This window comes from Pseudomonas sp. SWI7 (assembly GCF_006351945.1).
In the GTDB taxonomy this organism is placed as follows: Bacteria; Pseudomonadota; Gammaproteobacteria; order Pseudomonadales; family Pseudomonadaceae; genus Aquipseudomonas; species Aquipseudomonas fulva.
In genome coordinates this window covers 2655201-2676003 of sequence record NZ_CP040930.1, presented here as the reverse complement: position 1 = coordinate 2676003, position 20803 = coordinate 2655201, and the positions used below count along the sequence as shown (strand labels likewise).

Genomic DNA, 20803 nt, shown 5'->3' with positions numbered 1-20803 from the left:
CGGCGTAAGCCGCACGGGGCGGACGAATAGGGAAAGGCGCAATACTATAATTAAATGTCGCCTGAAACCAAGGGGTGAAACCACTTGGCGCCCCCGGCGCTGTTGCAAGGGGTTTCGCAGGGCACTGTATTGCTGTGTTTTATTTGCTACGGCTGTTTGTACACGGCTTGAGGGTGCATTGGCAAACGGGCTGGGTCTGCCGTGTGGGTGATAAAGGCCAATTCATACCACGAAGCACGCTGGCCCCTGCGCAGGGCACAGTTCATAGTCGAGCCATCAAGACAACGAGGCATGCGGCCATGACCCGTACCCTGCACCACCGCGCCTGTCACCTGTGTGAAGCCATTTGTGGTTTGAACATCGTGGTGAGCCACGCGCCTGGCAAACCTGCCCGGATCGAGTCCATCAAGGGCGACCCTCAGGACCCTTTCAGCCGGGGGCATGTCTGCCCCAAGGCGGTGGCGCTGCAGGATATCCAGAATGATCCTGATCGGCTGCGCCAACCCCACCGGCGCGTGGGCGAGCAGTGGCAGGCGATTGGGTGGGAGGAGGCATTTGACCTCGCCGCCGAGCGCCTGTGGGACGTGCAGCAGGCCCACGGCAACAATGCGGTTGCCGTGTATCAAGGCAACCCGAGTGTGCACAACTATGGGTTGATGACCCATGGCAACTACTTTTTAGGGCTGTTGAAAACCCGCAATCGCTTTTCTGCCACGTCTGTGGACCAACTGCCTCAGCACCTGATCAGCCACCTGATGTATGGCCATGGGCTGCTCCTGCCGATTCCGGACATCGATCACACGGACTTCATGCTGGTGCTGGGCGGCAACCCGTTGGCCTCCAACGGCAGCATCATGACTGTCCCCGATGTGGAGAAACGCCTCAAGGCCTTGCAAGCCAGGGGTGGACGTCTGGTGGTGATCGACCCGCGGCGCAGTGAAACTGCGGCGATCGCAGACAGTCATCTATTCATTCGCCCCGGCGGCGACGCGGCCTTGTTGTGCGGGCTGCTCAACACGTTGTTCGAAGAAGGCCTGACGCGCGGCTCGCATCTGCCGATTACAGGGCTGACCGATGTCCGCGCCGCCCTGGCTCCCATGACAGCCGAGGCCATGAGCAGCCTGTGCGGCATCCCGGCGCAGGACATTCGTCAGTTGGCGCGTGATTTCGCCGCGGCGGACAAGGCGGTCTGTTACGGCCGCATGGGGGTATCGACCCAGGTGTTCGGCACCCTCTGTCACTGGCTGGTACAGATGATCAACTTGGTCACCGGTAACCTTGATCGCAAGGGCGGGGCACTGTGTACCGAACCTGCGGTGGACGTGGTGGCGAGCACGTCGGGTGGTCACTTCAACGTCTGGCAGAGTCGGGTGTCCGGCCTGCCCGAATATGCCGGGGAACTGCCGGTAGTGGCGCTTGCCGAGGAGATGCTGACCCCGGGTGAGGGGCAGGTCCGGGCTTTGGTCACGGTCGCGGGCAATCCCGTGCTGTCCACGCCCAACGGGCGGCAATTGGACAGCGCACTGTCGGGGCTCGATTTCATGCTCAGCATCGACCTGTACATCAACGAAACCACGCGCCATGCCGATCTGATCCTGCCATCGACTTCAGCCCTGGAAAACGATCACTACGACACCACCTTCAACTTGCTGGCAGTTCGCAATGTGAGCCGGTTCAACCGAGCGATTCTGCCCAGGCCCGATGGCGCCCTGCACGACTGGGAAATCTTCGTCGGCCTGGCCAAGGCGTATGCGCGACGCGCCGGGCGTGAACTGTCGCCGACCGTAGCGCCAGCGCAGATGATCGACAAAGCCTTGCGCAGCGGGCGTTATGGGCAGGCGACGCCCTGGCAGCTGTCACTCCAGACCCTCGATGCACACCCGCACGGGTTGGACCTGGGCCCCTTGCAGGCCAACCTTGCACATCGCCTGGGCACTGCGAGCAAAACCGTCGAGGCAGCGCCGCGCCTGCTGCTTGATGATCTACAGCGTCTGGCCCGGCAGGCGCCGCCAGAAACCGGGCAACTGCTGCTCATCGGGCGGCGGCACGTACGCAGCAACAATTCCTGGATGCACAATTATCACAGGCTGGTGAAAGGTAAACCGCGCCATCACTTGTTGATGCACCCTGATGACCTGCGTCAGCGCCAACTGCAGGATGGCCAGCAGGTCAGGGTGCGCTCGCGAGCAGGGGCGGTGCAGGTGCAGGTGCAGGCATGCGAAAGCATGATGCCCGGGGTGGTAAGCCTGCCCCATGGCTTCGGGCATGACCGTCAGGGTGTGCGCCTTCAGACTGCCCAGGCGCAGCCCGGCGTCAGCGCCAATGATCTTACTGACGAGCTGCTGCGTGACTCGGTCTGTGGCAATGCTGCGCTCAACGGCGTTCCGGTGCACGTCGAAGCCGCTTGAGCCTTGGCAAGGCCGAGCATGCTGCTCGGCTTTCCGTTACAATGCGTCACCGTGCCGACGCCCGTGTCGGAAAGTCAAGCCGAGGTGCTACATGGATATCATCGAAACGATCAAAGAGCAGATTGCCAACAACACCATTCTGCTTTACATGAAGGGCTCGCCGAATGCGCCGCAGTGCGGCTTTTCGGCCCGTGCCTCCCAGGCAGTGATGGGTTGCGGCGAGAAGTTCGCCTACGTCGACATCCTGCAGAACCCGGAAATCCGCGCCAACCTGCCCAAATATGCCAACTGGCCAACCTTCCCCCAGCTGTGGGTCGGTGGTGAGCTGGTCGGTGGCAGCGACATCGTGCTGGAAATGTTCGAAAAGGGTGAGCTGCAGACCCTGATCAAGGATGCCGCCGCCAAGGCGAAGGCTGCCGAAGCGTAAACACTGCGCTCATAAAAAAACCCGCCATTGGCGGGTTTTTTTGTAGGGGCGTCTTATTCTTCGCCCATCTGCGACTGCAGGTAATTTTCGATACCGATCTTGTCGATCAAGCCCAGCTGGGTTTCCAGCCAGTCGATATGCTCTTCTTCGGACTCCAGAATATCTTCGAGGACGTCACGCGAACCAAAGTCACCCACTGTTTCGCAGTGGGCAATGGCCGCCTTCAGGTCGATCAGGCCTTTCTGCTCGATTCGCAGGTCGCATTCGAGCATCTCCTTGGTGTGCTCGCCAATCAGCAGCTTGCCCAGGTCCTGAACGTTAGGGATACCTTCGAGAAACAGAATACGCTTGATCAATTTGTCAGCGTGCTTCATTTCGTCGATGGATTCTTTGTACTCGTGCTTGCCGAGCTTGTTCAGGCCCCAATCTTCGTACATGCGGGCATGCAGGAAGTACTGGTTGATTGCGACCAGCTCGTTTCCGAGGATCTTGTTGAGATGCTGGATGACGCTGATGTCGCCTTTCATTGGGGTTCCTGCCCTGTCGAAGTGTGCCAATGCAGGGAAGTTTGAGCCTGATGCTCAGGCCTGTCAAACCTAAGTAATTGAATAATAAATGAAAATTAATAGGAATAAGAATGTTTGTGAACCGCGTTGGCGCGCTAACTTGTTGAATTAAAGCGAAAAAAAACCGGACACAGGGTCCGGTTTTTGTCAATCTGGGTATCAGGCAGTGGTGAATTCTACCGGATAGGGCAGGGCGGCCTGGCTGACCTGAAGTTTGGTCAGTGTCTCGCGCACCACTTCCTTGGCCAGGCAAGCGCACTTGCCACACTGGCTGGCGACATTGGTGGCGGCTCGGACTTCCTTGTAGCTGCAGCATCCTTCATAGATCGCATCGCGGATCTGTCCGTCGGTGACGCCGACACAAAGACACACATACATAGGGCTGACCATCGCTGGCGGGTTCGATGGGTTGGAGCTTAATGTGAATGAGAATGCTTGTCAAAGTGGTTTCAGAAGGCATTCGGCCCGGCTGACCAGCGGTCGTGCGCTCAGCATTCGGCCTGCCATCGTAACCTGTGTATGATGGTCAACCTTTGCTGCATGTCGGGTCGGCGACTCGGCCTGGCAATGGTTCTTCACTCACATCAGGAGATAACAATGAGCGTACTCGTTGGCAAGAAAGCCCCCGATTTCACCGTACCTGCCGTACTGGGCAGCGGCGAGATCGTCGACAGCTTCAACCTGGCCTCGGCCATCAAGGGCAAGTACGGCCTGGTGTTCTTCTACCCGCTGGACTTCACCTTCGTTTGCCCGTCCGAGCTGATTGCCCTGGACAACCGCATTCCTGACTTCCAGGCGCGCAACGTAGAAGTGATCGGCGTATCGATCGACTCGCACTTCACCCACAACGCATGGCGCAACACCCCCGTCAACAATGGCGGCATCGGCCCGGTCAAGTACACCCTGGCTGCCGACATGACCCATGAAATCTGCAAGGCCTACGACGTGGAGTCCGAAGGCGGCGTGGCCTTCCGTGGCGCCTTCCTGATCGACACCAACGGTGTCGTGCGCTCGCAGATCATCAACGACCTGCCGCTGGGCCGTAACATGGACGAGCTGCTGCGCCTGGTCGACGCCCTGCAGTTCCACGAAGAGCACGGCGAAGTCTGCCCTGCCAACTGGAAAAAAGGCGACAAGGGCATGAACGCATCGCCAGAAGGCGTTGCTGCCTACCTGAGCGAGAACGCCGGCAAGCTGTAAGCCCGCGTCGCGCACAAAAAAACCGGCCCTCATGGCCGGTTTTTTTTGGCCAGCCGCATGGGGCTGACCTGAACCTGGAACGCGCGGATCAATCCTGGCGCCAGCCGCCCATGTCTTTCCAGCGATTGACGATACCGCAGAACAGCTCAGCCGTTTTTTCGGTGTCGTAGCGCGCCGAGTGGGCCTCGCGACCATCGAAATCGATGTCGGCGCTCTGGCAGGCGCGAGCCAGTACGGTTTGCCCATAAGCGAGCCCTGCCAGGGTGGCCGTGTCGAAGCTTGAGAACGGGTGGAACGGGTTACGCTTGAGGTCGTTGCGCGCTACCGCCGCGTTGAGGAAACCCAAATCGAAACTGCTGTTGTGGCCCACCAGAATGGCGCGCTTGCAGCCATTGGCCTTGAGCGCCTTGCGGATGCCTCGGAAGATATCCGTCAGGGCCGTTTCCTCGCTTACTGCCATGCGCAACGGATGGTCGAGCTTGATGCCGGTGAACTCCAGCGCGGCAGCCTCGATGTTGGCGCCTTCGAAGGGCTCCACCCGGTGAAAATAGGTATGTTCGGGGAACAGGAAACCCTTTTCGTCCATGCCAATGGTGACGGCAGCAATTTCCAGCAAGGCGTCAGTGGCGCTGTTGAAGCCGCCAGTCTCCACATCCACCACCACTGGCAGGTAACCCCGGAAGCGTTCTGCCATCGGATGGCGGTGACCACCGCTGCCGGAGGATTCAAGTTCGTCTTCGTACAGGTCTTCGCTCACGCGTGTTCCTCCAGCAGGCGCCAGCGCAGTGTTTCCCCGGCGCGCAGCGGGATCACGGTTTGCTCACCGAAGGGCAGGCTCTCTGGGGCCGTCCACTGATCACGAACCAGGGTGATGGTGTCGGTGTTGGCCGGCAGGCCGTAGAACGCAGGGCCGTGCAGGCTGGCAAAGCCTTCGAGCTTGTCCAGCGCGTTGCGTTGTTCGAACGCCTCTGCATAGAGTTCGATGGCCGCGTACGCGGTATAGCAGCCAGCGCACCCACACGCCGCTTCCTTGGCGTGGCGGGCGTGGGGAGCCGAGTCGGTGCCGAGGAAGAATTTCGGGTTACCGCTGGTGGCGGCGTCGAGCAACGCCACCTGATGCGTGTTTCGCTTGAGAATGGGCAGGCAATAGAAATGGGGTCGTATTCCGCCCACCAGCATATGGTTGCGGTTGTACAGCAAGTGCTGCGCCGTGATGGTGGCGCCAACGTTGGCCGAAGCTTCGGTCACGAACTGGGCCGCATCGCTGGTGGTAATGTGCTCGAAGACTACCTTGAGCGTGGGGAAACGCTCGACCAGGCGGCGCATGTGCTCATCGATGAAGCGCTTTTCACGGTCGAACACGTCGATCTCGCTGCGCGTGACTTCGCCGTGCACCAGCAACGGCATGCCGACTTCAGCCAGCGCCTCGATAGCGGGGAAGATGTTGTCGATGCTGGTCACACCAGAATCGGAATTGGTGGTGGCGCCTGCCGGGTAGAGCTTGGCGGCATGCACGATACCGCTGGCCTTGGCATCTCGGATGTCTTGCGCGCTGGTGCGGTCGGTGAGATACAGCACCATCAACGGCTCAAACCGACTGCCAGCCGGGCGAGCAGCCAGGATACGGTCACGATAGGCCCCGGCTTCGGCGGCATTGCGCACCGGCGGCACCAGGTTGGGCATGATGATGGCACGGGCGAAAGTGCGCGCCACATCACCAACGGTGTGGGGCAGGACGGCACCATCACGCAGATGGATGTGCCAGTCGTCGGGGCGCAGGAGGGTCAGGCGATCGGACATTGAGGATTCCAGGCGGGTCGAACTCAAGCCGCAATGCTACCGGAAAAGCCCCTCCAGAGCACAGGTATCAAGTTTTCCCGCGACTGCCCGATAGCGTAAAGGTGAGTGTCGAATTATGTGGAGCCCGCCGTGCGCCAGCGTTACCTAGCCTTGTTTATCGTGTTTGCCAGCTTGCCGGCCGGCGCGTTGACGTTTCAGACGCGCATGGAAAGCATTGCCTGGACGGTGGAGGGCGACGCGTTCGAATGCCGGCTGACCCAGCCGATAGACGGTTTCGGAAGCGGCGAATTCGTGCGTCGTGCCGGTGAGCAACCGGTGTTTCGCCTGCGCTCACAGACCAATGCGCTCGGCGCCGGCGGTGCCACCTTGCTGGCGGCAGCAGCACCCTGGCAACCTGGGCGCGGGGACATCAACCTGGGCAATGTGCGCATGGCGCGCACCGGCGTGCTGTTCAACTCATCCCAAGGCCAGGCCAGTCGGTTGATCAACGGCCTGCTCGATGGCCGCAGCGCCGTGGTGCGCAATTACACCGGGGAGGGGGGCAGGGCAATGGAAGTGCGCGTACTGCCGGTCAGTTTCGCCAAGGCCTACAGCGACTACCAGGCCTGCGCCAGCAAGCTGCTGCCCATGAACTACGACCAGGTACGCCAGACCCAGGTGGGCTTCCCGGGTGGCGGCATCGTGCTGGATCAGGCTGCCAAGGCCCGACTGGATGTGCTGCTCGAGTACATGAAGGCCGACCCCAGCGTCAATCAGGTGGCCTTGGACGGGCATTCCGACAACAGCGGCAACCGGTTGACCAACCGCGACGTGTCCCGCCGGCGAGCCCTGGCGGTCGCCGATTACCTCATGGCCCACGGCGTGCCTGAAAGTCAGATAACCGTGCGTTTCCACGGCGAGCGTTACCCGCTGGCCAAGAACAACAACGCCGGCAATCGGGCCCGTAACCGGCGGGTCAACATCGAGCTAGAGCGAGGCCCTGTCCAGGCGCAGCCCACACAAAAGGTCGCCGAGGCGCCCGCTGCTCCCGCTGCTCCCGCGCAGGCTGCGGGTACCACGACGCCGGCCCAAGGCAAACCCGCCATGGCCAAGTAGCGGCCGTCGCGCCATCGACAATTCTTGTCGCTTTGTCGTCAGAAGCTGTCGCGCCTCTATAAATTGAGCCTCAACGCCGTTAGAATCGGGCCTTTTCCGTACAACCCCGTGGAGTGATGGCATGGCGGACGTAAAAAAGGTCGTACTGGCGTATTCCGGCGGCCTTGATACTTCGGTGATTCTCAAGTGGCTGCAAGATACCTACAACTGCGAAGTGGTGACGTTCACCGCCGACCTGGGGCAGGGCGAAGAGGTCGAGCCGGCGCGCGCCAAGGCTCAGGCAATGGGCGTCAAAGAGATCTACATCGACGACCTGCGCGAAGAATTCGTGCGTGATTTCGTGTTCCCGATGTTCCGCGCCAACACCGTATATGAAGGCGAGTACCTGCTGGGTACTTCCATCGCCCGTCCGCTGATCGCCAAGCGTCTGATCGAAATCGCCAACGAAACCGGTGCCGACGCCATCTCCCACGGCGCTACCGGCAAAGGCAACGACCAGGTTCGGTTCGAACTGGGCGCTTATGCCCTCAAGCCTGGCGTCAAGGTCATCGCGCCATGGCGTGAATGGGACCTGCTCTCGCGCGAGAAGCTGATGGACTACGCCGAGAAGCACGGTATCCCGATCGAGCGTCATGGCAAGAAGAAGTCCCCTTACTCGATGGACGCCAACCTGCTGCACATCTCCTATGAAGGCGGTGTGCTGGAAGATACCTGGACCGAGCACGAAGAAGACATGTGGCGCTGGAGCGTTTCGCCCGAAAACGCCCCGGACCAGGCAACCTACCTGGAACTGACCTACCGCAACGGCGACATCGTCGCGATCGACGGTGTAGAGAAGAGCCCGGCCACTGTCCTGGCTGATTTGAACCGCATCGGCGGCGCCAACGGCATCGGTCGACTGGACATCGTCGAAAACCGCTACGTGGGCATGAAATCGCGTGGCTGCTACGAAACCCCTGGCGGCACCATCATGCTCAGGGCGCACCGCGCCATCGAGTCGATCACCCTGGACCGCGAAGTCGCTCACCTCAAAGACGAGCTGATGCCCAAGTACGCCAGCCTGATCTACACCGGTTACTGGTGGAGCCCGGAGCGCGTCATGCTCCAGCAGATGATCGACGCCTCCCAGGTCAATGTGAACGGTGTCGTGCGTCTGAAGCTCTACAAGGGCAACGTTACCGTAGTCGGCCGCAAGTCCGACGACTCGCTGTTCGATGCCAACATCGCCACCTTCGAAGAAGACGGCGGTGCCTACAACCAGGAAGACGCGGCGGGCTTCATCAAGCTCAATGCGCTGCGTATGCGCATCGCTGCGAACAAGGGCCGTTCGTTGCTCTGATGCAGCAAGCCGCTCTGCAAGAACCCGGCCTAGTGCCGGGTTTTTTGTCTTTACTCCAGCGGGCTGACTGAAAGCCGGACACACTGGCCCCTCGGCACATTGCAGAACTGCCAGGTGCGAGCCGGCTCAGGCGCTTGTGCGAGCGCTTGCAACAACTCCTTTTCCATCAACTGACTTGCCTCTGGCCCGCTGAACATGAAGGTCATCGGCTCCCCATGCGCGATTGCGCTTGGCGTGGTCGTGGAGGTGATCTTGCGGGCACTCTGCGCACTGTCCACAGCTTCAGTGCGCGATCCAGCAGGCGTATAGAAGGACTTGTAATTGAAGTTCAGCGTCAGGAAGAACAAAGCGGTAAGAAAGAAGGGAAAACCAACCAGGAACCACGTGTAAAGCGTCTGGCTGGCTTCGCTGAGAAAAGGCAAGGTAGCCAGGGCGGAGGCTTCGATTATCCCAGCAAAGTTGGCGACAATTGTCAGCGGAGCAACGGGTTGTGCTTGATTCATGGGCCTTCTCCTGCGCTTTCGTTACATCTATAGCCTAGGATCTTGCTCAGCTAAACCCTGCACTGTTTCCATGCCGCGGCTGCGCCTGGCTAGCGTTCGAAGCTTAATGAAAACCGTTGTCCGCGGTTGATGTGAAAGTTTCGGGAATTGTCCTCCCGGGGAGTGTTATCCGCTTTTTTATAATTAGCTTGTAACAACTCTTCATATTGTGTGTAGGAAACTTCCGTAAGTTTAGTAATCCGTGTCTGTACGTCCGTTTCTAGGCGAAAACGCCGCGCCATGAGTTCTTCTCTCGGTTATCGTAGCCTGCCAATGCAATAGCAATGAATGGATATCGCATGAACAAAGTGCTTATCGTGGATGATCACCCTGTGATACGTCTGGCCGTACGCATGCTGATGGAGCGGCATGGGTACGATGTCGTCGCTGAAACGGACAACGGAGTGGCCGCGCTGCAACTGACTCGGCAACATCTTCCCGATATCGTCGTGCTGGACATCGGCATACCCAAGCTCGACGGCCTCGAAGTCATCGGCCGCATGGCCAGTTCCAGCCCATGCAGCAAAGTGCTCGTACTGACCTCCCAGGCACCCGGCAACTTCTCGATGCGGTGCATGCAGGCAGGGGCGGCAGGGTACGTGTGCAAGCAACAGGAACTGACCGAACTGCTCAGCGCGATCAAAGCCGTGCTATCGGGCTATAGCTACTTTCCCAACCAGGCGCTGCACGCCTCGCGAGGGCGCAGCGGCGGCAGTGAAGCGGAAATGGTCAATCGCCTTTCGGCAAGGGAGATGACGGTGCTTCAGCAATTGGCGCGGGGCCGTTCGAACAAGGAAATCGCCGACAGCATGTACTTGAGCAACAAGACGGTCAGTACCTACAAGTCTCGGCTGCTGCTCAAGCTAAACGCTCGGTCATTGGTGGACCTGATCGAGCTGGCGCAGCGACAGGGGTTGAACTGATGGTATGCAGAGCCTCCTCCAGGGGAGCTCTGCGCCGAATTCGAGGCCCTGAACGGCGCAGTCAGGGGAGGGAACGGGGCCATCGAAGGCCCGCCAGCGACCACCTCCCTAGAGGTCGTAATCGAAATCGGCCAGTTGCTTTTGCAATCGACGTTCTTCCAGCAGATTGTCGATGGTGCGACGCTTGCTCAAATTGGTTTTCGCCGGTTCCACGTGCGGCTCGACCTCTTCTTCAGCTGTCACAAAATCATCTTCAATCGCGAGGTCGTCTTTATCAGTGCTCATGAGTCGCTCCACGGCAAGGGCCAATGGCCGACCTTATAACCATAAAGTGAGCGCTGGTAAAAAAGATTTTTTCAATCGAAGCGCAGTGTTTTTACTATTGCTTCAATCATCAGTGGTCTTGTGCTTGTATTCGCACAGGTCCTCGATTCGGCAACTGCCGCATCTGGGCTTACGGGCCTGACAGACATAGCGGCCATGCAAGATCAGCCAATGGTGTGCGTCGAGCAAGTAATCCTTGGGGACGAACTTGAGCAGTTTTTTTTCCACCTCCAGCACCGTCTTGCCCGGGGCGATGCCTGTGCGATTGCTGACGCGGAAGATATGGGTATCCACAGCCATCGCCGGTTGGCCAAACGCCGTATTGAGCACTACGTTGGCTGTCTTGCGGCCCACGCCCGGCAAGGCTTCGAGGGCCTCGCGCGTGTCCGGCACCTGGCCGCCGTGCCGCTCAATGAGCAGACGACAGGCCGCGATGACGTTCTTGGCCTTGCTGTTGTAGAGCCCAATGGTCTTGATGTACTGGCTCAGTCCGTCGACACCCAGCGCGTAGATAGCCTCAGGGGTATTGGCGACTGGAAAAAGTCGCGCTGTCGCCTTGTTCACACCGACATCGGTGGACTGCGCGGAGAGGGTCACGGCTACCAGCAGCTCGAAGGGTGTGGTGTAAGCCAGCTCGGTTTTGGGTGTCGGGTTATCTTCGTGCAGTCGACGGAAGATTTCTCGACGTTTGACGGCATTCATGAATTGGCAGCGTTCCTGGAGAACGTGAGCAGTCACTTGGACGCGCCTGCTCTAGGCAAAGCGCAGCAGCCCGTGGCTGCGCGCCATTGTCGCAAGGCGGAGCCCAATGCAGGCTCCGCTTGTGGGTCACTTGATGCGCTGACCGGGCTTGGCGCCGCTGTCGGGGCTGAGCAAGTAGATTTCTTCACCGCCAGGGCCAGCGGCCATCACCATCCCTTCAGAGACGCCAAAACGCATTTTGCGTGGCTTGAGGTTGGCGACCATCATGGTCAGCCGGCCTTCGAGCTGGGCGGGATCAGGGTAGGCAGACTTGATGCCGGAGAAAACGTTACGGCGTTCATCACCGATGTCCAGGGTCAATTGCAGCAGCTTGTCAGCACCCGGTACGGCTTCGGCCTTGACGATCAATGCCACGCGCAGGTCGACAGCGGCAAAGGTATCGAAGTCGACTTCCGCCGACAGCGGGTCCTTGTGCAGCTCGCCATTACCCACAGGTGCCTTGGGCTCCTCGGCGGCCAGCAGGTCTTCCTTGCTGGCCGCGATCATGTCTTGCACCTTGGCAGGCTCGATGCGGCTGAGCAGGGCCTTGAACGGGTTGAGCGTGTGATTTTCCAGGCGAGAGCGGTGATCGTCCCAGGTCAACGGTGCGACATTCAGGAAGGCCTCGGCATCGGCCGCCAGCACGGGCAGCACAGGCTTGAGGAAAATCACCAGTTGGCGGAACAGGTTGATGCCCTGAGCGCAAATGGCTTGCACTTCATCCTGCTTGCCCTCCTGCTTGGCCAGCGACCAGGGCGCCTTGTCGGCGATCCAGGCATTGGCACGGTCGGCCAGTGCCATGATCTCGCGCATGGCGCGTGCGAAGTCGCGGCCCTCGTAGGCCTCGGCGATGGACGGCGCAGCTGCCTGGAAGGCTTCTGTCAGCTCTGGCGCCGCATCACCTGCCACCATCACGCCGCCATTGCCTTTGTGGATGAACCCGGCACACCGGCTGGCGATGTTGACCACCTTGCCCACCAGGTCGGAGTTGACCTTCTGCACGAAGTCTTCGAGATTCAGGTCCAGGTCATCGACCCCGCGACCAAGCTTGGCTGCGTAGTAGTAGCGCAGGTATTCGGGTTGCAGATGGTCGAGGTAGGTACGGGCCTTGATGAACGTGCCCCGCGACTTGGACATCTTCGCACCGTTGACGGTGAGGTAGCCGTGCACGTTGACCGCGGTCGGCTTGCGCAAGCCCGCACCTTCGAGCATGGCGGGCCAGAACAGGGCGTGGAAGTTGACGATGTCCTTGCCGATGAAGTGGTAAAGCTCGGCGGTGGAGCCTTGGTTCCAGAAGGCGTCGAAGTCCAGGTCCGGGCGGCGCGCGCACAGGTTCTTGAAGCTCGCCATGTAACCGATTGGCGCGTCCAGCCAGACGTAGAAGTACTTGCCAGGCTCGCCAGGGATCTCGAAACCGAAGTAGGGCGCGTCGCGGGAGATATCCCACTCCTGCAGACCGGCATCCAGCCATTCGGCGAGCTTGTTGGCCACGGCGTCCTGCAACGTTCCGCTGCGCGTCCACTGCTGGAGCATGGCCTGGAAGTCGGGCAGTTTGAAGAAGAAGTGCTGGGAGTCGCGCAGAACCGGTGTAGCACCTGAAATGGCAGACTTGGGGTCTTTCAATTCGGTCGGTGCATAGGTCGCGCCGCATTTTTCGCAGTTATCGCCATACTGGTCTTCGGCCGCGCACTTCGGGCAGGTGCCTTTGATGAAGCGGTCTGCCAGGAACATGCCCTTTTCAGGGTCGAAGTATTGGGTCACCGAGCGGGTAGAGATGTGCCCCGCCTCGCGCAGTCGGGTATAGATCATGCCCGACAGCTCACGGTTTTCTTCGCTGTGGGTGGAGTGGAAATTATCGAAGTCCACCAGGAAGTCAGCAAAGTCGGCGCTGTGCTCAGCTTGTACGTTGGCGATCAGTTGCTCTGGCGTGATGCCTTCCTTCTCGGCCCGCAGCATGATGGCCGAGCCGTGTGCATCATCGGCGCAGACATAGATGCACTGATTGCCGCGCAGCTTTTGAAAGCGGACCCACATGTCTGTCTGGATGTACTCGAGCATATGGCCAAGATGGATCGATCCATTGGCATAGGGCAAGGCGCTGGTGACGAGAATCTGACGTGGCTCGGACATGGTGGCTCGGCTACTTATCTGGCGACGGGTGAAAATAAGGATGATCGGCCACTATAAAGGGCTGACGAATATATTTCACCCCGCGTACGCATCTGCTGACGATTGACGGGTTAGGATAGGCGCTTGTTTTACATTCAGTTTGCCAACGGGAGTGTCCATGAGTGCCCTCAATCGCGCCGCCATCGAAGCCGTGCTTCGCCAGTACACCGACCCCTATCTCGAGCAGGATCCGGTCACTGCCGGTTGCGTGAGTGCCATCGAAATCCAGAATGGGCGTGTCAGCGTACAGATGCAGCTCGGCTACGCCGCAGGCCTGTTCAAGCAAGGCTGGGCGCAGGTGCTGGAAACTGCGATCGGTAACCTTGAGGGGGTGACCCACGCCCAGGTGAACATCGAGTGCGTGATCGCGGCCCACAAGGGCCAGGCTCAGGTGCCCGGTATGGCCAACGTCAAGAACGTCATCGCCGTGGCATCGGGCAAGGGCGGTGTAGGCAAATCCACCACTGCCGCCAATCTGGCGCTGGCACTGGCCCGCGAGGGTGCGCGCGTTGGCATTCTCGATGCGGATATCTATGGCCCCAGCCAAGGTGTGATGTTCGGCATCCCCGAAGGTACTCGGCCGCAGATTCGTGATCAGAAATGGTTCGTGCCTATCCAGGCCCATGGGGTCGAAGTGATGTCGATGGCATTCCTGACCGATGACAATACCCCCATGGTCTGGCGCGGCCCCATGGTTTCGGGTGCGCTGCTGCAGTTGGTAACCCAGACGGCGTGGAATGATCTCGATTACCTGGTCATCGACATGCCGCCTGGCACTGGCGACATCCAGCTGACGCTGGCGCAGAAAGTGCCGGTTGCAGGTTCGGTCATCGTGACCACGCCGCAGGACCTGGCGCTGCTCGATGCCAGAAAAGGCGTGGAAATGTTCCGCAAGGTCAACATACCGGTGTTGGGCGTGGTCGAGAACATGGCCGTACACATCTGCTCCAATTGCGGCCATGCTGAGCACCTGTTCGGCGAAGGTGGCGGTGAGAAACTCGCCAGCCAGTACGGCGTCGATCTGCTGGCTTCGTTGCCGCTTTCGATGTTGATTCGCGAGCAGGCCGACAACGGCAAGCCTACGGCTATCGCCGAGCCCGAGAGCCAGATCGCCATGGTGTACCAGGAGCTGGCACGCAAAGTAGGGGCGCGTATCGTACTGCGTGAAGCGGCAGCGCCAGCGATGCCGAGCATCACTATCAGCGAAGACTGATCAAGATCGGAGGGCGGCTCGGTGAGTCGCTCGTGCTGACGGGCCGTGGTTGTTGGAGGCCGATCCATGTTTAACGGGAGCCTTGACCACGGCCAGCATGCTCTGGCGCCTTCTGGCGAAATGACAGGCATAAAAAAAACCCGCCGAAGCGGGTTTTTTTGAAAGCTAGAAAGCTCGATCGACTTAGGCGATCTGAACTTCTTCAGCCTGCATACCTTTCTGGCCGCGGGTAGCGACGAAAGTAACAGCCTGGCCTTCTTTCAGGGTTTTGAAGCCGTCAGCTTGGATGGCTTTGAAGTGCACGAACAGGTCGTCGCCCGACTGAGGGGTGATGAAGCCGTAGCCTTTCTCATCGTTGAACCACTTGACGGTACCGCTTTGACGATTGGACATTTTTCTGTCTCCTTGGACAATTTGATTTCGGTCAGGAAAAACCCCGCCCGGGACTGAGCGCAAAGAGAGCAGAAAATTCAGCGATGGGCCGATCAGGATCGTGCATCAAACTAGAGATTCTCGGTGTCACGTGCAGCACAGTGGCAACACCTTACCCCACTTTGCCCAAGCTGCCAATGGCCAGACGCCTCTTTACCCGAAAAGAGATCGACGGCAGCTGCAAGCCACGCCTTGCGGGCACTGTAGCGGCAGCGGGCGGCAAACGCCGGATGGAACTTTGAAGAGCGCGCCGGGACCGGTAAGATGCGCGTCTATCTTTACCTTGCAGACTCTTCAGGACATCCCGCCATGAGCATCAAATCGGACAAGTGGATTCGCCGCATGGCGCAGGAACACGGCATGATCGAGCCGTTCGTCGAGCGCCAGGTGCGTGGCGAACAGGATAACCGGGTCATCTCTTTCGGCGTTTCGAGCTACGGCTACGACGTGCGCTGCGCCGACGAATTCAAGGTCTTCACCAATATCAACTCGGCCACCGTCGACCCGAAGAACTTCGATGCCGGCAGCTTCGTCGACATCAAGAGCGACGTGTGCATCATCCCGCCCAACTCCTTTGCACTGGCACGCACCGTGGAGTACTTCCGCATCCCGCGCGACGTGCTGACCATCTGCCTGGGCAAGAGCACCTATGCGCGTTGCGGCATCATCGTCAACGTGACCCCGCTGGAGCCCGAATGGGAAGGCCACGTGACGCTGGAGTTCTCCAACACCACCACGTTGCCGGCCAAGATCTACGCCAACGAAGGGGTGGCGCAGATGCTGTTCCTGCAGTCGGACGAGCCATGTGAAGTGTCCTACCGGGACCGCGGCGGCAAGTATCAGGGCCAGCGTGGCGTCACCCTGCCACGTACCTGACCGACAGGCGTTGGGAATTTCACTGCCTTTTGACACTCCAACCTGTAACCCTGCCGATTTGCATAAAGCGGGTCGGCTGTTGTCAGGAGGTGCCAATGAAACTCCACCCAACGATCAGTGCGAAGTTGGCTGGCTTGCAGCCCAATCACATCGGGCTGCTGTCCTGGTCACTGCTGGCTGACCCATTGCCGATGAATGCTGGCGGTGTGCCAGGGCAGCCCGATCCGGACACGCCGCAGCCCGGCCAGCCGGGTGATACGCCCATGGAACCCGGTGAGCCTACCCTTCCCGATGAGCCGCCTCCGGCGCCCGTGGCCTGACGCATCTCATAGCGGCCATACCCGGCCGGCGCCCGCCAGATAGACCTGGCTGGTGCTGGCGGGCTCGATTTCCCAACCGCCCGTGAACTCCCCGAAAGCTGGCAACAGGCTGACGTGTTCGTCGATCAAAAAGCACGGTAGGCGAAGCCGTTGGCGGGCCCTGCCGCGCAATACGAAGACCGGGTGGACGTGCCCTGAAAGCACCGTGAGCGTCGGATGCTCCTTGGGTTCGTGTTGCAGGGCAAACGGCTCCACCACATAAGGTTCATCCACCACGTCGATCCCCAGCTCCACGGGTGGATCCCCTGCGTTGCGGTCATGGTTGCCGCGTATCAGCACGATGCTCAACCCGGGGTGACGTGCTCGCCAGGCTTGCACCCGGGCCAGCGTAGCCGGCGCCCGCGCAGTACGGGCATGCAGGAAATCACCCAGCACGATCAGTTGCTCGCACTCATGTTCGGCAAGCAGTGTGTCGAGCCGGGCCAAGGTGGCTTCGGTAGTGCCTCTGGGAACGGGTTGGTGCAAGGCCCTGTAGCTCGCCGCCTTGCCGATGTGCACATCGGCCAGCAGCAAGGCCTTGCGGGCCGGCCAATACACGGCTTTGTCCGGAAGCAGCCAGAGTTTCTGCCCGGCCAGTTCGATGGCGCAATGTGTCGTCATGTGTGGATCGCCAGGCCGTCGATGGCAAGCGAGATAACCGCTGCCCCATGAATGCGTTTGGTCGTTATCGGGTTCAACCTGCAATGCTCTCCAATTCCGCCACCATCCGCGCAATGCGGTCGGCCAGTTTTTCCGTGCTGAGGGTTTCACGCAGTCCTTCGACCAGCAGCGCGAACGCCAGCGGCCCGGTGCGCTCCATCACGCGCAAGTCCAGCCTGAGGTCGGTCAGCTTCAGTAGCTGGCCCCGAAGCCGATCGATTTCCAATTCTTCACTCAGTACCTCATCACGTGCCTGGCCCAGCAGCAGGTTGCCTGCATCGTGCTTGCGGAAGACCTCGTAGAACAGCCCGCTTGAGGCCTGGATCTGGCGCATGCTCTTTTGCGCCGCAGGATAGCCACCGAATACGAGCCCTGCGATCTGGGCGATTTCCCGGAACCGCCTCAATGCCATTTCCCCGGCATTGAGGCTGGCAAGCACATCCTCCAATAGATCTTCGGTACTCAACGCCCGGGGCAGGTAGCTGGCCCAATCCACCGGTCCAGGGCTAAGCAGCTCGAAGCCATAGTCGTTGACGGCGATGGAAACCGACAGCGGTTGCTCGCGGCTGACACGCCAGGCAATCAGGTTGGCCAGCCCCATGTTGGCCATGCGCCCGGCAAAGGGGTACACGAACAGGTGCCAGCCCTGCCTGGACTTGAACGTCTCTGCAAGCAGGGTCCCTGTCGTCGGCAGCGCCGACCATTGGGCTTGTACCGTGAGCAATGGCCTTACTGCGCGCATTTCAGGGCTATCGAAGCGCCCGTGCGCGGCGGCGTCAAGTTGTTGCACCACAGCGTCGGCCAGTTCGCTGGAAAGTGGCATGCGCCCGCCGTTCCAGCGGGCCACCGCCGCCTTTCGCGCGTTGCTGCGGCGTACATAGGCGGTCATGTTTTCCACGCGAACCAGCTCCAGCACGCGGCCGGCGAACACGAAGGTGTCCCCGGGCCTCAAGCGTGAGATGAACGCCTCTTCCACGCTGCCTAGGTTCTTGCCGCCACCGCCTTTGCTCCAGTATTTCAGGTGCAGCGAAGCGTCACTGACAATGGTGCCGATGCCCATCCGATGGCGGCGCGCCAAGCGCTCACTGGCAACCCGGTACAAGCCGTCGGGGTGCATTTCAACACGTTGATAGTCGGGGTAGGCGCTGAGCGAGCTGCCGCCATGGCAAACGAAGTCCAGTGCCCATTGCCACTGGCTGTCGCGCAGGTCGGCAAAGGCCCAGGTGCTGCGCACTTCAGCGAGCAGTTGCTGCGGATCGAACCCGCTGCCCAGGGCCATGCTGACCAGGTGCTGAACCAGTACATCCATGCACAGGCGCGGCGACCGGCGGCCCTCCAGGTGGCCTGCCGCCAGGGCCTGACGCATGGCGGCGGCTTCCACCAGCTCCAGGCTGTGGGTGGGCACAAGGGTGATGCGCGAGCGCCGCCCAGGCGCATGCCCGGAACGCCCTGCGCGCTGCATCAAACGGGCGATCCCTTTTGCCGAACCGATCTGCAGGACGCGCTCGACCGGCAGGAAGTCCACGCCCAGGTCCAGGCTCGATGTACAGACGACGGCTTTGAGCGTGCCTTCCTTGAGGCTGCGCTCGACCCAGTCGCGGGTGTCACGTGCCAGGCTGGCGTGATGCAACGCAATCAGGCCCGCCCAGTCGGGGCGCTCTTCGAGCAGGGCCTGGTACCAGAGTTCGGCCTGCGCCCGGGTGTTGGTGAAGACCAGGCAACTGCTGCTGGCGTCGATTTCCCGGCTCACCTGCTTCAACATTTTCAGGCCGATATGCCCCGCCCATGGGAAGCGCTCGATGTGCTCGGGCACCAGGGTATCGACCTGCAGCACCTTGTCCTGGCGCCCGCGCACCAGCTGACCACCTTGGGGCAGCAACACGTCCAGGGCATGCTGCAGGTTGCCGAGGGTGGCCGACAACCCCCAGGTCGGCAGGCCAGGGTGCCAACGGCGCAGGCGGGCCAACGCCAGTTGCAGCTGAACCCCCCGCTTGTTGCCGAGCAGCTCGTGCCACTCATCGACCACCACCATGCGCAGCGTCGCGAAGTCATTGCTGGCCTGGGCTCGGGTCAGCAGCAGCGTCAGGCTTTCAGGTGTGGTGACCAGCACGCTGGGCATGCGCCGGGCCTGGCGTGCGCGCTCGGCGCTGCCCGTGTCGCCGCTGCGCACGCCAACGCTCCAGGGCAGGCCCATCTCGTCGATAGGCGCCTGCAGCGCCCGAGCCGTATCGGCTGCCAGGGCGCGCATGGGGGTGATCCAGATGACCTGGAGTGGCGCCGCGTGACGCCCCTGGGCCTGGGCCTTGAATGCCCGCAGGGCCGCCAGCCAGACCGCATACGTCTTGCCAGCGCCGGTATTGGCATAAAGCAGGCCTGACTCCCCCCGCTCGACGGCGGCCCACACCTTGCGCTGGAAAGCGAACGGCTTCCAGCCGCGTTGAGCGAACCAGGCATTGGCAAGATCGGTGGTGGTGGGCATCAGGCAGGCAGTCCCTCGAAGGCTGTGCTTCTAAAGACCACCGCTGCAAGGTATTGGTTTACTTGTCAGTTGGCCAGCAGATTGCCGCTGCGGCACACCTGCTCGCCGGCCACATGGGCGATCACCATGCCTGCCGTGGCCATGCGCCGCACACTGCGCGCATACAGCAGTCCAGGCTGGCTGTTGCGCAGGGGTATAACGCGATCACTGAGCGGGTCGATGACCTCGGCAATCAGTTGACCTGCCTCCAGGTACTGCCCTGGCTTGGCGTGGTACACCAGCAACCCGCCCGCCGCAGCCGTGATCGGCTCCACAGCAGCCAGTGGCGTGGCTGGCCAGCGCAAGGGCGGCAGGGCAGGGGCATGGCCCTGGATAACGCCAGCATGGGTCAGGAAGTCGAGAATGGCCTGGCAGTCCTGACGCGCCAGGTCATGGCTCACATCAGCCTGACCGCGCAGTTCGAGGGTGACCGAACACGTGCCCGCCGGGATGGGGAAGCGTTTGCCAAAGCGCTGTTGCAGTTGCCACCACAGCAGGCTGAAGCACTCGTCAAATGACTGCCCGCCCGAATCAGTCGCCAATAGGCTGGCCTGGACACCCAGGTAACGGGCCAAGGGCTCGAACTGCGGCCAGGCGTCTGGAGTGGTGTAGAGGTGTTCGACGGCCTCGAAGTCGCAGTGCAGGTCCAGAACTAGGTCGGCATCGCACGCCAGGCGCTGCAGGATCAGGCGCTGCGCTTGCAGGGGGGTACGTGCCGGATGGGCATCCAGGCCGCGGCGCAGGTATTCGCGGATCAGTGCCTGGTTGTGGAGCGGGTCCTGGGTCAGGTGGGCCTCGACCTGATCACCGATGGTGTCTGACAGGTCGACGAAATTGCGGTTGAAGTTCTCGCCACTTTGCAACTCGAACCGGCCCAGCGGGGCGTCGAGCAGCACCTGCTCAAGGCCCACTGGGTTGGCGACCGGCACCAGGATAACCTCGCACTGCAGGCGGCCTTGCTGGTCCAGTTCCAGCAACTGGCGCTTGAGGTGCCAGGCCACCAGCATGCCGGGCAATTCGTCGGCATGCAGCGAGGCCTGGATGTACACCTTGCGACCACTGCGTGGCCCGAAGTGAAAACTGTGCAGTTGGCGGGTTACCCCAGGAACAGGGGAAAGAATGTCGTGGGTCGAGTGGTGCATGATGGTCCTGAATACGGGGCTGTACGGTCTGGGGCACGGGTTGAGCCTTCAGATGAAAGCACAGTTTCG

Annotated in this window: 21 protein-coding genes; 9 read left to right on the top strand and 12 right to left on the bottom strand. The window is 60.8% G+C overall.

The genetic code is table 11. The features are described from left to right. Positions 1 to 299 precede the first annotated feature (299 nt). Entirely contained in the window at positions 300 to 2408 is a 2109-nt protein-coding gene (locus tag FH041_RS12315; protein ID WP_140174674.1) for a molybdopterin oxidoreductase family protein, read from the top strand. Between the two features lie 91 nt (positions 2409 to 2499). Continuing rightward, on the top strand, positions 2500 to 2835 hold the full coding sequence (gene grxD, locus FH041_RS12310) for a Grx4 family monothiol glutaredoxin (RefSeq protein WP_023535214.1): 336 nt from the start codon (positions 2500 to 2502) through the stop codon (positions 2833 to 2835). A 53-nt stretch (positions 2836 to 2888) separates the two neighbouring features. On the opposite strand, the gene bfr is transcribed toward grxD, so the two are convergent. Both bfr and FH041_RS12300 read right to left on the bottom strand, forming a co-directional pair. Continuing rightward, complete coding sequence (bfr, locus tag FH041_RS12305; RefSeq protein ID WP_027915350.1) at positions 2889 to 3362, bottom strand: bacterioferritin; 474 nt, start codon at positions 3360 to 3362, stop codon at positions 2889 to 2891. A 198-nt stretch (positions 3363 to 3560) separates the two neighbouring features. Further along, positions 3561 to 3779 (bottom strand): bacterioferritin-associated ferredoxin, encoded by a 219-nt coding sequence (locus FH041_RS12300; protein ID WP_027915349.1) that lies wholly within the window; start codon positions 3777 to 3779, stop codon positions 3561 to 3563. A gap of 219 nt (positions 3780 to 3998) precedes the next feature. Here FH041_RS12300 and FH041_RS12295 point away from each other — a divergent pair, with 219 nt between their 5' ends. Further along, complete coding sequence (locus tag FH041_RS12295; RefSeq protein ID WP_023535284.1) at positions 3999 to 4601, top strand: peroxiredoxin; 603 nt, start codon at positions 3999 to 4001, stop codon at positions 4599 to 4601. Between the two features lie 88 nt (positions 4602 to 4689). Here FH041_RS12295 and rnt read toward each other — a convergent pair whose 3' ends face one another. Together rnt and pyrC are read right to left on the bottom strand one after the other, a co-directional pair. Further along, positions 4690 to 5358, bottom strand: a complete 669-nt coding sequence (rnt, locus tag FH041_RS12290; RefSeq protein WP_027915348.1) for a ribonuclease T — start codon at positions 5356 to 5358, stop codon at positions 4690 to 4692. Then, complete coding sequence (gene pyrC / locus FH041_RS12285) at positions 5355 to 6401, bottom strand: dihydroorotase (protein ID WP_027915347.1); 1047 nt, start codon at positions 6399 to 6401, stop codon at positions 5355 to 5357. The genes rnt and pyrC overlap by 4 nt, the downstream gene beginning before the upstream one ends. A 129-nt stretch (positions 6402 to 6530) precedes the next feature. Between pyrC and FH041_RS12280 the strand changes: the two genes are divergently transcribed. Further along, positions 6531 to 7496 (top strand): OmpA family protein, encoded by a 966-nt coding sequence (locus FH041_RS12280; protein WP_049696462.1) that lies wholly within the window; start codon positions 6531 to 6533, stop codon positions 7494 to 7496. A gap of 121 nt (positions 7497 to 7617) precedes the next feature. Next, positions 7618 to 8835 (top strand): argininosuccinate synthase, encoded by a 1218-nt coding sequence (locus tag FH041_RS12275; RefSeq protein ID WP_023535267.1) that lies wholly within the window; start codon positions 7618 to 7620, stop codon positions 8833 to 8835. Between the two features lie 50 nt (positions 8836 to 8885). On the opposite strand, the gene FH041_RS12270 is transcribed toward FH041_RS12275, so the two are convergent. Continuing rightward, positions 8886 to 9338: a hypothetical protein gene (locus FH041_RS12270; protein ID WP_140174672.1), complete on the bottom strand. Its 453-nt coding sequence runs from the start codon at positions 9336 to 9338 to the stop codon at positions 8886 to 8888. 338 nt (positions 9339 to 9676) lie between these two features. Here FH041_RS12270 and FH041_RS12265 point away from each other — a divergent pair, with 338 nt between their 5' ends. Next, the gene (locus FH041_RS12265; protein ID WP_023535252.1) at positions 9677 to 10300 is read left to right on the top strand and encodes a response regulator transcription factor; all 624 of its coding nucleotides are present in this window, start codon (positions 9677 to 9679) and stop codon (positions 10298 to 10300) included. Between the two features lie 108 nt (positions 10301 to 10408). Here the strand turns inward: FH041_RS12265 and FH041_RS22805 are convergent, their stop codons facing one another. The 3 genes from FH041_RS22805 to metG all read right to left on the bottom strand — a co-directional run bounded on the left by FH041_RS22805 (position 10409) and on the right by metG (position 13495). Beyond that, positions 10409 to 10585: a PA3496 family putative envelope integrity protein gene (locus tag FH041_RS22805; RefSeq protein WP_027915344.1), complete on the bottom strand. Its 177-nt coding sequence runs from the start codon at positions 10583 to 10585 to the stop codon at positions 10409 to 10411. Positions 10586 to 10687: 102 nt separating this feature from the next. After that, a complete protein-coding gene (gene nth / locus FH041_RS12260; RefSeq protein ID WP_028687592.1) occupies positions 10688 to 11326 on the bottom strand; it encodes an endonuclease III in 639 nt (212 codons plus the stop codon). 126 nt (positions 11327 to 11452) lie between these two features. Further along, positions 11453 to 13495 (bottom strand): methionine--tRNA ligase, encoded by a 2043-nt coding sequence (metG, locus tag FH041_RS12255; RefSeq protein ID WP_027915342.1) that lies wholly within the window; start codon positions 13493 to 13495, stop codon positions 11453 to 11455. A gap of 157 nt (positions 13496 to 13652) precedes the next feature. Here metG and apbC point away from each other — a divergent pair, with 157 nt between their 5' ends. Further along, the gene (gene apbC / locus FH041_RS12250) at positions 13653 to 14747 is read left to right on the top strand and encodes an iron-sulfur cluster carrier protein ApbC (RefSeq protein WP_027915341.1); all 1095 of its coding nucleotides are present in this window, start codon (positions 13653 to 13655) and stop codon (positions 14745 to 14747) included. Between the two features lie 183 nt (positions 14748 to 14930). Here apbC and FH041_RS12245 read toward each other — a convergent pair whose 3' ends face one another. After that, positions 14931 to 15140 carry a cold-shock protein gene (locus FH041_RS12245; RefSeq protein ID WP_016488765.1) on the bottom strand — a complete coding sequence of 70 codons (210 nt, stop codon included), beginning with the start codon at positions 15138 to 15140 and terminating at the stop codon, positions 14931 to 14933. A 348-nt stretch (positions 15141 to 15488) separates the two neighbouring features. Between FH041_RS12245 and dcd the strand changes: the two genes are divergently transcribed. Together dcd and FH041_RS12235 are read left to right on the top strand one after the other, a co-directional pair. Beyond that, complete coding sequence (gene dcd / locus FH041_RS12240) at positions 15489 to 16055, top strand: dCTP deaminase (RefSeq protein WP_023535255.1); 567 nt, start codon at positions 15489 to 15491, stop codon at positions 16053 to 16055. Between the two features lie 95 nt (positions 16056 to 16150). Further along, on the top strand, positions 16151 to 16375 hold the full coding sequence (locus tag FH041_RS12235; protein WP_027915340.1) for a hypothetical protein: 225 nt from the start codon (positions 16151 to 16153) through the stop codon (positions 16373 to 16375). A 6-nt stretch (positions 16376 to 16381) separates the two neighbouring features. On the opposite strand, the gene pdeM is transcribed toward FH041_RS12235, so the two are convergent. The 3 genes from pdeM to FH041_RS12220 form a co-directional block, all read right to left on the bottom strand. Continuing rightward, a complete protein-coding gene (gene pdeM / locus FH041_RS12230; protein ID WP_027915339.1) occupies positions 16382 to 17035 on the bottom strand; it encodes a ligase-associated DNA damage response endonuclease PdeM in 654 nt (217 codons plus the stop codon). A 73-nt stretch (positions 17036 to 17108) separates the two neighbouring features. Further along, a complete protein-coding gene (locus FH041_RS12225) occupies positions 17109 to 19553 on the bottom strand; it encodes a ligase-associated DNA damage response DEXH box helicase (protein ID WP_028687594.1) in 2445 nt (814 codons plus the stop codon). Between the two features lie 65 nt (positions 19554 to 19618). Further along, complete coding sequence (locus tag FH041_RS12220; protein WP_110607324.1) at positions 19619 to 20734, bottom strand: succinylglutamate desuccinylase/aspartoacylase family protein; 1116 nt, start codon at positions 20732 to 20734, stop codon at positions 19619 to 19621. Positions 20735 to 20803 lie beyond the last annotated feature (69 nt).

Excerpts from the sequence above, each read along its gene's own strand:
- FH041_RS12300 (WP_027915349.1), bottom strand. The coding sequence starts at position 3,779 with ATGTATGTGTGTCTTTGTGTCGGCGTCACCGACGGACAGATCCGCGAT.
- metG (WP_027915342.1), bottom strand. The coding sequence starts at position 13,495 with ATGTCCGAGCCACGTCAGATTCTCGTCACCAGCGCCTTGCCCTATGCC.
- FH041_RS12270 (WP_140174672.1), bottom strand. The coding sequence starts at position 9,338 with ATGAATCAAGCACAACCCGTTGCTCCGCTGACAATTGTCGCCAACTTT.
- FH041_RS12265 (WP_023535252.1), top strand. The coding sequence starts at position 9,677 with ATGAACAAAGTGCTTATCGTGGATGATCACCCTGTGATACGTCTGGCC.
- FH041_RS12225 (WP_028687594.1), bottom strand. The coding sequence starts at position 19,553 with ATGCCCACCACCACCGATCTTGCCAATGCCTGGTTCGCTCAACGCGGC.
- apbC (WP_027915341.1), top strand. The coding sequence starts at position 13,653 with ATGAGTGCCCTCAATCGCGCCGCCATCGAAGCCGTGCTTCGCCAGTAC.
- FH041_RS12315 (WP_140174674.1), top strand. The coding sequence starts at position 300 with ATGACCCGTACCCTGCACCACCGCGCCTGTCACCTGTGTGAAGCCATT.
- grxD (WP_023535214.1), top strand. The coding sequence starts at position 2,500 with ATGGATATCATCGAAACGATCAAAGAGCAGATTGCCAACAACACCATT.
- pyrC (WP_027915347.1), bottom strand. The coding sequence starts at position 6,401 with ATGTCCGATCGCCTGACCCTCCTGCGCCCCGACGACTGGCACATCCAT.
- nth (WP_028687592.1), bottom strand. The coding sequence starts at position 11,326 with ATGAATGCCGTCAAACGTCGAGAAATCTTCCGTCGACTGCACGAAGAT.
- bfr (WP_027915350.1), bottom strand. The coding sequence starts at position 3,362 with ATGAAAGGCGACATCAGCGTCATCCAGCATCTCAACAAGATCCTCGGA.
- FH041_RS12220 (WP_110607324.1), bottom strand. The coding sequence starts at position 20,734 with ATGCACCACTCGACCCACGACATTCTTTCCCCTGTTCCTGGGGTAACC.
- FH041_RS12245 (WP_016488765.1), bottom strand. The coding sequence starts at position 15,140 with ATGTCCAATCGTCAAAGCGGTACCGTCAAGTGGTTCAACGATGAGAAA.
- FH041_RS22805 (WP_027915344.1), bottom strand. The coding sequence starts at position 10,585 with ATGAGCACTGATAAAGACGACCTCGCGATTGAAGATGATTTTGTGACA.
- pdeM (WP_027915339.1), bottom strand. The coding sequence starts at position 17,035 with ATGACGACACATTGCGCCATCGAACTGGCCGGGCAGAAACTCTGGCTG.
- FH041_RS12295 (WP_023535284.1), top strand. The coding sequence starts at position 3,999 with ATGAGCGTACTCGTTGGCAAGAAAGCCCCCGATTTCACCGTACCTGCC.
- FH041_RS12275 (WP_023535267.1), top strand. The coding sequence starts at position 7,618 with ATGGCGGACGTAAAAAAGGTCGTACTGGCGTATTCCGGCGGCCTTGAT.
- dcd (WP_023535255.1), top strand. The coding sequence starts at position 15,489 with ATGAGCATCAAATCGGACAAGTGGATTCGCCGCATGGCGCAGGAACAC.
- FH041_RS12235 (WP_027915340.1), top strand. The coding sequence starts at position 16,151 with ATGAAACTCCACCCAACGATCAGTGCGAAGTTGGCTGGCTTGCAGCCC.